The sequence below is a fragment of the Thauera linaloolentis 47Lol = DSM 12138 genome, from assembly GCF_000310205.1.
Taxonomy (GTDB): Bacteria; Pseudomonadota; Gammaproteobacteria; order Burkholderiales; family Rhodocyclaceae; genus Thauera; species Thauera linaloolentis.
In genome coordinates this window covers 52,120-63,778 of sequence record NZ_AMXE01000012.1, presented here as the reverse complement: position 1 = coordinate 63,778, position 11,659 = coordinate 52,120, and the positions used below count along the sequence as shown (strand labels likewise).

Here is an 11,659-nt window from a genome sequence, read left to right as displayed (position 1 = left end):
CCGCCCCGACCCGGCTGGCGGGCAGCCCGCTGGCCCGCACCCTGCTCCTGCTGCTGGCCGTGGCCAGCCTCTGCGTGGCCGCGGTCGGCGTGCTGGTGCCGGGCCTGCCGAGCACCGAATTCGTATTGCTCGCGGCCTGGGCGGCGGCCCGCAGCTCGCCGCGCCTGCATGCCTGGCTGCACCACCATCGCTGGTTCGGACCCGCCTTGCACAACTGGCACAACGGCCGCCGCGTCACCCGCCGCGCCAAGTACTGGGCAGCGATCTCGATGACGCTGTGCGCCATGCTGATGATCCGCACGGTGCCGCATGCCTGGCTCACGATCCCCGCCGTGGCGGCGATGATTCCGGCGTTGATCTGGATCTGGCGCCGGCCCGAACCGTGAGCGCATCGGCGGCCCCGCCGCCGTGGGCGGCGTTCGGCCCGTGCATCCCCGGCGCGGGCTCAGAACCGATAATGCCCCGTCAGCGTGAGCCTGCGGGGCTCGCCATACTGGTTGACCGCATAGGCCGTATTGCTCCCGATGGCCCGCCAGTAGGTCTTGTCGAACAGGTTGTCGACATTGAGATGGAGGTCGAGGTTTTGCGAGGCACGGTATCCGACGAACAGGTTCGCCAGCGCGTAGGCTTTCTGCTCGATGCGGAACGGCGTGCCGGCATCGTAGAAGTTGGTGTCCTTGTTGTAGATATCGCTTTGCCACGCCACGCCGCCGCCAATTTTCCAGCGATTCAGTTCGCCAGCCATCTGATAGCTGGTGGATAGCTTGAACATATGCCGCGGCAGGTCCGTGGCGAACAACCGGCCGACCTTGGCCGGGTCCGCGTCCTTGCGGTATTTGGCCTCGGCGAAGGTGTAGCCGGCCGCCAGTTGCCAGTCGGGCGTCAGGCGGCCATTGAGTTCCAGTTCGATCCCTTCGCTGCGGACTTCACCGGCCGCTTCGCTGCAACTCGGCACCAGATCGGAGCACTGGTCGCGGGTGAGGGCCTTGGCGCGGTTTTCCTGGTCGATGCGGAACAGCGCCACGCTGGCGTTCAGCCCGCCGCCGAAGTATTCGCCCTTGAGGCCGATTTCGTAGTTCTTGCCGACGATGGGCTTGAGCGTCTTGCCCGAGGCGTTCAGTTCGGATTGCGGCTTGAAGATGTCGGTATAGCTGGCGTAGAGGGAATGCCGCGCATCCAGATCGTAGATCACCCCGGCGTAGGCGGTGAAGTGCCGGTCGACGGCGTATCGGGAGCGGGTCGTACGGGTGCCGTTGCGAGTCTTCGCATCGTAGTCGAACCAATCGTAGCGGCCGCCGACGATGAATTTCAGCGTATCCGCAAGGTTGAAGCGTGCCGTGGTGTAGAAACCCTTCTGGCGCGTGGTCCGATCCTGGTGCCAATAGCTCAGGTCCATGGCTTGCGGCGCGACGCTGCCCGGGTCCCAGTCGTGGATGTCCATGTCGAGTTCGTCGCTGCGATAGTTCCCCTTGCCGTCGAAATCGAGGTCGCGCAGGCTGGCGCCGACCACCAGTTCGTGGCTGCGTCCGAGAAGCCGGAAGGGGCCGGAGGCGAAGGCGTCATAGCTGCTTTGCCTGTCGGTGTATTCGTACTGGCCGACGTACTGGCCGAACTGGCGGGCATCCACCCAGTAGGTCCGTTCCAGTTGCGAACCCAGCATGTCCAGATCGGACCAGGTGTGGCTGGCCGACAAGTGCAGTTTCCAGTCGTTGCCGAAGCGATGTTCAAACTGGGTGAACAGCGTGGTGTTGTCCTGGTCCCAGTAATCCCAGTCATTGCCCAGGTAGGTGGAGCGCGACAGGCCCGGACTGCTCCCGTCCATGGCGACCGGCAGCCCGCCCCAACTGCTGGTGTGGTTGGCGTTCTGGTGCGAGAAGCCAGCGGTCAGCAAGGTTTGTTCGCCGAGGTCGGCTTCAGCGATGGCGTAGAGCACGGAGCGCTCGGTGTCGGCCACTTCCTGGAAGCTGTTCTTGTGCTGGTAGGCCGCCACGACCCGGCCGCGCAGGGTGCCGGCCTCGTTGAGCGCGTTCGCGGCGTCGACCTCGGCTCGGTAGCTGTCCCAGCTGCCGGCACTGGCGGTGACGGAAAGCTGCGGCGTGGCGGTCGGACGCTTGCGCACCATGTTGATGGCGGCCGAGGGATTGCCCGCCCCTTGCATCATGCCGGTGGCGCCGCGCACGATCTCCACCCGGTCGTAGATGGCCATGTCGGGCGTGGCGTTCATCTCGCGGCTGATGTAGTGGGAAAGCTCGCTGGGCAGGCCGTCGGTCATCAGGCTGTCGACGGTGAAGCCGCGCGAATAGAAGGCCACCCGGTGGGGGCCGTCCTTGGTCATGGAAATGCCGGGGGTGGCCGCCAGCACGTTTTCAAGGATTTCCACCTTCTGGTCGTCCATCTGCTGGCGGGTGACCACGGTGACCGCCTGCGGCGTTTCGCGGATGGACAAGGGCAGCTTGGTGGCGGTCTGCATGCTGTGCGTGGTGTAGCTGCCGGAACCCTCCGTCGTGCCGTCGTTCAGCCCGGCGGCGGTCACCGCCACCGCCGCCAGCGTCGCCTCGCCTCCCGCCGGGCGCGGCATCTGGATCAGCGTCCAGTTGCCGCGCCCACCCTGCACGGCACGTATGCCCTTCCCCGCCGTCAGCGCGTCGAGACCGTCCTGCAGGCCGTGGCGGCCGCTCAAGCCGGCGGTGCGCAGGCCCCGCGTCAGCGCCGGGTCGAAGCTCAGCGTGATGCCGGCCTGGCGGGAGAAGCTGTTGAGGGCATCCTCCAGCGTGCCGGCGGGGACCTCGTATTGCCGCTGTTCGACGGCCTGGGCCCGGGCAGGGGGCGTGTACAGCAAGGGCACGGCAAGGGCGAGACTGCCGGCGAAGGCGATGTTCAGCGGCACCGCCAGCGGCTTGCGCCGCGGGTGGACCTGCTTGGCGTGGGTTCGGATGGAGCGCGGGAGATGCGTCATGATCGGCTTTTCCTCGGATGATGTTGAACGACATCACCTATGCCGAACGAGGCGCGCAAAACCCGTAATCGAGACGCGATTATTTTTTCGGATACCGCGAATGGACGGGCCCGTCCCCGCCGACGGCCCGCTCAGCGCGCCCCTTCCACCATCACCCAGTAGCGGCTGTAGTGCCGGATGCGCAGCGGCAGGGCTTCGCCGAGGGCGGCCAGTGCGAGGTCGGTATCACCCAACTGGAAGACGCCTGAGATGCGCCAGTCGGCCACCGCCGGATCGCAGCGCAGCCAGCCGCTGCGGTAACGGCCGATTTCGGCGACAGCGTCGGCCAGGCGCATCTGCCTGGCGACCAGCACGCCGTCGGTCCAGGCGGCGGGGTCGAAGGCGGCATCCCGCACGGCATGCGCTTTCCCGGCCGTGATGCGCCAGACTTCGCCGGCGCGGGCAGCCTGCTGCGCCGTGGTGGCTCTGCCCGATACCTCGGGCAGAGCCACCGCGCCTTCGGACACGCTCAGCAAGGTGGCGGCTTCTTCCTGGCGCAGGTGGAAGCGCGTACCCAGGACCTGGAACAGCCCTTGCGCGCTGCGCACGCGCAGCGGGCGCGTGCCGCCGTAAGCCGCATCGCTGCCGCTGTCGATATGGATCTCTCCCCGCAGCAGCACCAGCAGGCGTTCGTGCGCGGAAAAACGCAGATCCACCGCACTGCGGGTATTGAGGGTCAGCCGTGTGCCGTCTTCCAGCGTCCATTGCCGCCGTTCGCCGGTGGCGCTGCGGAAGTCCGCCGTCAGAGGGGGCAGCAGGTCGCGCTGCCTGCCGAGCTGCCAACCCAGTCCCAGCACGCTACCGCCCAGCACCAGCGTCTTGAGGGCGCGCCGGCGGCCCTGGCGGCCGCTGCGCAACTGCTCGGCCTGAATCAGCGTATCGCAGGCCAGCGCGGCGCTGCCCGCCGGCAGCAGACGGAAGTCCTCTTCCGCCCACTGGAGCTGCCGCCACGCCTGCTCGTGCACGGGATCGGCAGCACGCCATCGCTGGCAGGCGGCGTGCAACGCGGCATCGGCAGTGCCGGACTGGAGCTTCACCAGCCAGCCGATGGCGGCATCCAGCACGGCTGGCGGCAGCTCCCCGGTGGAAGCCATGGCCGGGCGGGACGGGGTGCTCATAGCGCGGGGCCGCCTTGCAGCGACGCCGGCGCGGCGGGCAGCAGTTCTTCGTGCGTCAGCTTCAACCGCATCTGGTAGCAGTGGCGGATCGCGATGGCCATGTATTTTTCCACCGACGGCAGGGAAACGCCGAGACGGCACGCAATCTCCGCATACGGCAGCCCTTCGAGGCGCGACAGCAGGAAAGCGGCGCGCACTCTGGGCGGCAGTTCGGCCAGCAGTGCGTCGATGCGCAGCAGGACCGACATCATCATGACCTGGGCTTCGGGGCTAGGCGCCTCGTCGCCGGGCAATTGCGCGACCGACTCGGCATAGGCACGCTCCAGTTCGCTGCGGCGCAGGTGGTCGATCAGCAGGCAGCGCGAAATGGTGGTGAGCCAGGCCCTGGGTTCGCGGATTTCGTCCAGTCTGCCGGGTTTGCCCATGACCTTGACGAAGGTGTCGTGCATGAGGTCCGCGGCGCCCTGCCCGTCGCCCAGCCTGCGCCGCAGCCAGGCCAGCAGCCAGCGATGGTGGTCGAGATAAAGGGTTTCGAGCTGCTGCTTCCGAGAGGGGTGTTCTGGCATGAGCGGAAAATCGGCGAGGCGGACGTGTGGCGAATGTGCGGACCGGCCCTTTCCATGTCGGAACGAGCGAGCCCAGTAACAATAATCGTTTGCATTCTAGACGACATCCAACGCGGCGATCACACCCGTGGCAAACGAAAAGGCCCGGCCTCCATGCGATGCAGGAGCCAGGCCTTTTCGGCTGGTCACCGGGCGGAAGGCCCTGGTGGGCCTCCGCCGAAGCTCACTGCTGGGCCTGCAGCGGCGCCAGCTTGACCTCGACCTCGTAGCGCTTGCGCAGTTCGGCGATGAAGGCGGCAAAATCGCGTTCGGCGAGCAATTGCCCGTACTGCTCGGCCACGCCCTTGACCCTCGGGTCGTCGTCGGCGATCTGCGGACGATCGACCGCCTCGATCCGGTAGATGACGTAATCGCCGTCCGGCAGGCCGAGGCCGACATGAGCCGGCAGGCTGGCCGAAGGGGCCGAGAACACGGCCTGCATCGCCATGCCGGGCAGCCCCGGCGCGGCACGCTGCAGCTTGCGCTGTTCGCCGAACCCGGCTTCGACCGCCTCGCCTTTGCCAAGCGCGGCCAGCATTGCGCTGCCCTGCTCCTGGGCGCGCTTCGATCCGGCCTCGCGGCGCAGCTCGGCGACGACCTGGTCGCGGACCGCGTCGAGCGGCTGCTGGACGGCGGGTTCGAAGGCCTTGACCCGGGCGGCGACCAGGGTGTTCGGCGCCACTTCGATCGCCTCGGTATTGCGCGAATTCGCCACCGCGTCGTCGGCGAACAAGGCGTCGAGCAGGCGTTCGTTGTTGTAGGCGCCGACGCTGCCGCCATCATGCGAAATCCAGTCCGTGCTGCGCACGTCGAGCTTGAGGGCCTCGGCAACGGCGGCCAGGCTGTCCGGCTGCTCGTAGACCATGTTGGCGAACTGTTCCGCCTGTTCGGCAAAGCGCCGGCTCGCCGCCTGGCTGCGCAGTTCGACCGCGATATCGTCGCGGACTTCGTCGAACGGACGCTTCGACGCCGGCTTGATGGCGGTGACCTGGATGATGTGGACGCCGAAATCGCTGCGCACGGGGTCGCCGATCTCGTCCTTCTGCTGCGAGAAGGCCGCGTCCTCGAAGGCGGCGACCATCGCACCACGCCCGAAGAAGCCCAGGTCTCCGCCGCGCGAGGCGGAACCGGTGTCCTGCGACTTTTCCCTGGCCAGCGCGGCGAAGGCCGACGGCTCCTTGCGCAGCTGCTCGGCGATCGCCCGCGCTTCGCTCGTCACGCGCTCGACTTCCGCTGCCCCGGCATCGGCCGCGAGTTCGAGCAGGATGTGGCGCGCCTGGCGCTCTTCGGCCACGCCGAAACGGTCGGGGTTGCCATCGTAGAAGGCCTTGATCTCGTCGTCGCCGACACTGATCTGCTGTTCCACGGCTTCACGGTCGAACACCACGTATTCGGCCTGCAGGCGCGCGGGGCGCTGGAAGCGCGCGGCATTGGCGGTGTACCAGGCGCCGATCTCGTCGTCGCCGACGTTCAGCTCCGCCGCCAGGCGCGCGGCCGACAGGCGCAGTTCGCGCACGGTGCGCTCCTCGAGCTGCGCCGACAGGAAGCGGCGTGCCGAGGAAAGCGGAGCGAAACCGGCGTCGCCCACGGCCAGCGAAAGCTGCTGGATGCGCACGTCCTGCGCCAGACGCGATTCGAACATCGCCGGCGTCATGCCCTGGGCACGCAACAGCGTCTCGTAGCGCTGCAGCGAGAAACGGCCGTCTTCCTGGAAGGAAGGCACGGCGGCGATGGTTTCCTGCAGTTCCTGGGGGGTGACGCTGAAATGGTTTTCCGCTGCGTACAGCGCCAGCACACGGCGATTGATGACGTTGTCCAGCACGGAACGGCGCAGGGCCTCGGACTCGAGCAAGGCGCGGTCGACTTCGCCGCCGGCCGCCGCGCGCAGGCGGTCCTGCTGGTCGCGCAGCGCCTGGTCGAATTCGAGCGCCCCGATCGGCGTGCCCGCCACGACCGCGACATCTCCGCCGCCGGGCGCATCGCTGAAGTAGGCGTCCATGCCAAAGAATGCGAACGGCACGATGAGGACGGCCAGAATGATTTGCGCAATGCGCTTGTTGTTGCGAACAGCCTCGAACATCTCGATTTCCGTGGGAAGCCTTTGGGAATGGGGCGACAAAGAAAACCCGGCAGGGGCGTATCCGCCCCTGCCGGGTTCGCCTGTCAGCGCGACAGTTTATCGCATTCTGCCGCCGGCATCAGGCCCGCTCGAACACCAGCTTGCCGTCGCGCACATCGACCCGCACGCGCTCCTTCGCGGCAAAGCGCCCTTCGAGGATCGCCTTCGCCAGCGGATTCTCGATGCGCTCCTGGATCGCCCGCTTCAGCGGCCGTGCGCCGAACACCGGGTCGAATCCGGCGTTGGCCAGTTCGGCCAGCGCGGCGTCGCTCACATCCAGCCCCATGTCCAGGCGCGCCAGGCGCTTCTGCAGATATTGCAGCTGGATCCTGGCGATGCCGGCGATGTGCTTCTCGTCGAGGGCATGGAACACCACGACCTCGTCGATGCGGTTGATGAACTCGGGGCGGAAGTAGGTCTTAACCTCGGCCATCACCGCGAGCTTGATGACGCCGTAGTCGTCGCCGGCCATGGCCTGGATCATCTGGCTGCCGAGGTTGGAAGTCATAACGATGACGGTGTTCTTGAAGTCGACCGTGCGCCCCTGGCCGTCGGTCATGCGGCCGTCGTCGAGCACCTGCAGCAGCACGTTGAACACGTCCGGATGCGCTTTCTCGACCTCGTCGAACAGGATCACGCTGTAGGGCTTGCGCCGCACCTGCTCGGTCAGGTAGCCGCCTTCCTCGTAGCCGACGTAGCCCGGCGGCGCGCCGATCAGGCGGGCGACGGAGTGCTTCTCCATGAACTCGCTCATGTCGATGCGGATCAGGTGCTCCTCGGAATCGAACAGGAAGCTCGCCAGCGTCTTGCACAGCTCGGTCTTGCCCACGCCGGTGGGGCCGAGGAAGAGGAAGGAGCCATACGGCCGGTTCTCGTCCGCCAGGCCGGCGCGCGAGCGGCGGATGGCGTCCGCCACCAGGCGTACGGCCTCGTCCTGGCCGACCACGCGCTCGTGCAGCTTGTCTTCCATGTGCAGCAGCTTCTCGCGCTCGCCCTGCATCATCTTGCTGACCGGGATGCCGGTGGCGCGCGACACGACCTCGGCGATCTCCTCGGCGCCGACCTGGGTGCGCAGCAGCTTGTTGGGCGTGCCGCCATCGCCGGCCTGCTCCGCCACCTTCAACTGGGCCTCGAGCTGGGGCAGCTTGCCGTATTGCAGCTCGGCCACCTTGTCGAGCTGGCCCCGGCGCTGGAAGTCAGCCATCTGTGCGCGCAGTGCGTCGATCTCTTCCTTGATGTGGGCAGAACCGGCGACCTTGGCCTTCTCCGCCTTCCAGATTTCCTCGAGATCGTTGTATTCGCGCTGCAGCTTCTCGAGTTCTTCCTCGATCAGTTGCAGGCGCTTGCGCGAGGCCTCGTCCTTTTCCTTCTTCACCGCCTCGCGCTCGATCTTGAGCTGGATCATGCGGCGGTCGAGCTTGTCCATGACCTCGGGCTTGGAGTCGATCTCCATCTTGATGCGTGCGGCGGCCTCGTCGATGAGGTCGATGGCCTTGTCGGGCAGGAAGCGGTCGGTGATGTAGCGATGACTCAGCTCGGCCGCGGCGACGATCGCCGGGTCGGTGATGTCGACACCGTGGTGGATCTCGTACTTTTCCTGCAGGCCGCGCAGGATGGCGATGGTCGATTCGACCGAAGGCTCTTCGATCAGCACTTTCTGGAAGCGGCGTTCGAGCGCGGCGTCCTTCTCGATGTACTTGCGGTATTCGTCCAGCGTGGTGGCGCCGATGCAGTGCAGCTCGCCGCGCGCCAGCGCGGGCTTGAGCATGTTGCCGGCATCCATCGCGCCCTCGGCCTTGCCGGCGCCGACCATGGTGTGGATTTCGTCGATGAACAGGATGATGCGCCCTTCTTCCTGAGCGATCTCTTTCAGAACCGCCTTCAGGCGCTCCTCGAACTCGCCGCGGTACTTGGCGCCGGCGAGCAGCGCCGCCATGTCGAGCGACAACACCTTCTTGCCTTTCAGGGTTTCGGGCACTTCGTCGTTGACGATGCGCTGGGCCAGGCCCTCGACGATGGCGGTCTTGCCGACGCCCGGCTCGCCGATCAGCACCGGGTTGTTCTTGGTGCGGCGCTGCAGGATCTGGATCGCGCGGCGGATCTCGTCGTCGCGGCCGATGACCGGGTCGAGCTTGCCGCTGCGCGCACGCTCGGTGAGGTCGAGGCAGTACTTGTTCAGCGATTCGCGCTGGCCTTCGGCATCCGCGCTGCCGACACTGGCGCCGCCGCGCACGGCTTCGATTGCGGCTTCCAGCGCCTTTCGGCTCAGGCCATGTTCCTTGAGCAGGCGGCCGGCCTCGCCTTTGTCGTCGGCGAGCGCGAGCAGGAACATCTCGCTGGCGATGAACTGGTCGCCGCGCTTCTGCGCCTCGCGGTCGGTAACGTTGAGCAGGTTGTTGAGGTCGCGGCCGATGCTGACCTCGCCGCCATGCCCTTCCACCTTGGGCAGGCGGGCGATGGCCTTGCCGAGCGCGCCCTTCAGCGGCGGGACGTTGACGCCCGCGCGCTGCAGCAGCGACACGCTGCCGCCATCGTCCTGTTCGAGCAGCGCCTGCAGCACGTGCAGCGGCTCGATGAATTGCTGGTCGTTGCCCACGGCGATGCTCTGCGCATCGGCGAGGGCTTGCTGGAACTTGGTGGTGAGCTTGTCGAAGCGCATGGAGGGCATCCTCGGGATTCGTTGAACTGAACCCTATGTGGGGTGCATTGCTCACGCTTCAAGAGGGGCGCCGCCGCCCGCCCCCTCAGTCGCTGCGCGGCAGATCCGACGGCAGTTGCGGATAGCGCACGTAGTCGACGAGATCCTGGATCTGCTGCGGCGGCGGGCGGGTGAGCAGGCTCACGGCGACGATCGTGAAAAAACCGAGCGGCACGCCGAACACGCCGGCCGAAATGGGGCTGATGTCGAACCAGGCATGCTGCATCGAGCCGCCGAAGAAACTGTGCGTGCGCACCATGTAGAAGACCGTGACCGACAGCCCGACGAGCATGCCGGCCACCGCGCCCGGACGGTTGGCCCGCTTCCAGAAGATGCCGAGCACCAGCGCCGGAAACAGCGCAGAGGCCCCGATCGAGAACGCCAGCCCGACCGTGAACAGGATGTTGTCCGGGCGCAGCGACGCGACCCAGGCCGCCACCACCGCCACCACCAGCAGTTGCGACTTGGAGATCACCAGGCGGCGGTGCGCCGAGGCCGTGGGCTTGATGACCTTGTAATAAAGATCGTGCGACAGCGCATTGGAGATCGTCAGCAGCAGCCCGTCGGCGGTGGACAATGCCGCCGCCAGCCCGCCCGCGGCCACCAGGCCCGAGACGACATAAGGCAGGCCGGCGATCTCGGGCGTGGCGAGCACGATCACGTCGGTGTTCAGGCGCAGTTCGGCGAGCTGCAGGATGCCGTCGGCGTTCAGGTCCTCGATCTTCACCAGCCCGACCTTGCCCCATGACGCCACCCAGTCGGGCAGGATGTCGAGGCTGGACCCCACCACGTTATGGTAGACCTCCCACTTGGCGAACACCGCGTAGGCCGGCGCCGTGACGTAGAGCAGGAAGATGAAGAACATCGACCACAGCACCGACTTGCGTGCGTCGGCCACGCCCGGCGTGGTGTAGTAGCGCATCAGGATATGGGGCAGCCCGGCGGTACCCAGCATCAGCACGAACATCAGCGCCAGGAAGTTGTTGCGCGCGATGTTGGATTCCTCGGGCGTGCGCCCCGGATGCGCCTCGGCATGGCGCGGCGGCGGCCGCGACCGTTCGAGCGCCTCGAGGCGGGCCTTTTCCCACTGGACCTTCGCCTCCGCGGGCGTGCGGGGCAGATCGCGCAGCGCGCGCTCGGACGAGGCGATCTCGCGCGCCGGCGCATCCCCCAGGCGCAGCGCGTTGAGCCGCTCGATCATGGCGCGCCGCTCGAGATCGAGCGACTCGGGCAGGCTCTCGATCCTGGCCGCGTAGCCCTCCGCCCGCAGGCGGTACAGCTCGCGCACCTCGACCTCCTCGGGCGCATCGAACAGTTGCTGTTCCCGCTCGCTGATCTGCTGCAGCACGGCGCCGTACACCGCCTGCGGGATCGGGATGTCGGTGAGCTTGTACGACAGGATCACGACCGGCACCAGATAGGCGATGACCAGGATCACGTACTGCGCGACCTGGGTCCAGGTCACGGCGCGCATGCCGCCCAGGAAGGAGCACAGCAGGATGCCGGCCAGGCCGATGAACAGGCCGATCTCGAACTCGATGCTGATGAAGCGGCTGGTGACGAGCCCGACGCCGTAGATCTGCGCGACCAGATAGACGAAGCTAGCGAGGATGGTCGCGACCAGCCCGACCACGCGCGCGACGTTGCCCTGGTAGCGCGCACCGAGAAAGTCCGGGATGGTGTATTGGCCGAACTTGCGCAGGTAGGGCGCGATCAGCAACGCCACCAGGACGAAGCCGCCGGTCCATCCGGCGACGAAGGCCAGGCCCTCGAAGCCGGAGAAATACAGCGTCCCGGCGAGGCCGATGAAGGATGCGGCGCTCATCCAGTCGGCCGCGGTCGCCATGCCGTTGAACAGCGCCGGGACGCGGCGCCCGGCGACGTAGTACTCGGACACGTTCGAGGTGCGGCTCATGACGCCGATGCCGGCGTAGATCGCGATGGTCGCGAACAGGAAGACGTGGCCGATCATGTGCTGGGACAGGCCGAAGTACTCACCGACGGCGAGCCCCGCGACGAACAGCATGAAGATGCCCGTATACCAGGCGTAATAACGCTTGAGCCGGCTCGCGAAGGCTGATTGGGCGCTCACGGTCTATCCTGCCCGGAGGCGCCGGCTGGCGT

7 protein-coding genes are annotated in these 11,659 nt (G+C 67.0%); 1 reads left to right on the top strand and 6 read right to left on the bottom strand.

Annotated features, from left to right (window positions below; translation table 11 throughout):
* On the top strand, positions 1-386 hold a 386-nt coding region (locus C666_RS05650; protein ID WP_004335119.1), incomplete at its 5' end, for a YbaN family protein.
* 59 nt (positions 387-445) lie between these two features.
* Here the strand turns inward: C666_RS05650 and C666_RS05645 are convergent.
* From C666_RS05645 to C666_RS05620, 6 genes are all read right to left on the bottom strand, one after another.
* Complete coding sequence (locus tag C666_RS05645) at positions 446-2,956, bottom strand: TonB-dependent siderophore receptor (RefSeq protein ID WP_004335116.1); 2,511 nt, start codon at positions 2,954-2,956, stop codon at positions 446-448.
* A gap of 131 nt (positions 2,957-3,087) precedes the next feature.
* Entirely contained in the window at positions 3,088-4,113 is a 1,026-nt protein-coding gene (locus C666_RS05640) for a FecR domain-containing protein (RefSeq protein ID WP_211206715.1), read from the bottom strand.
* Positions 4,110-4,679 carry a sigma-70 family RNA polymerase sigma factor gene (locus C666_RS05635; protein ID WP_004335110.1) on the bottom strand — a complete coding sequence of 190 codons (570 nt, stop codon included), beginning with the start codon at positions 4,677-4,679 and terminating at the stop codon, positions 4,110-4,112. Before C666_RS05635 ends, C666_RS05640 begins: the two co-directional genes overlap by 4 nt.
* A 223-nt stretch (positions 4,680-4,902) precedes the next feature.
* Entirely contained in the window at positions 4,903-6,798 is a 1,896-nt protein-coding gene (locus C666_RS05630) for a SurA N-terminal domain-containing protein (RefSeq protein ID WP_004335107.1), read from the bottom strand.
* A gap of 118 nt (positions 6,799-6,916) precedes the next feature.
* Complete coding sequence (gene clpB, locus C666_RS05625; RefSeq protein ID WP_004335104.1) at positions 6,917-9,496, bottom strand: ATP-dependent chaperone ClpB; 2,580 nt, start codon at positions 9,494-9,496, stop codon at positions 6,917-6,919.
* An 85-nt stretch (positions 9,497-9,581) separates the two neighbouring features.
* On the bottom strand, positions 9,582-11,627 hold the full coding sequence (locus C666_RS05620; protein ID WP_004335102.1) for a sodium:solute symporter family protein: 2,046 nt from the start codon (positions 11,625-11,627) through the stop codon (positions 9,582-9,584).
* Between the last annotated feature and the right edge of the window lie 32 nt (positions 11,628-11,659).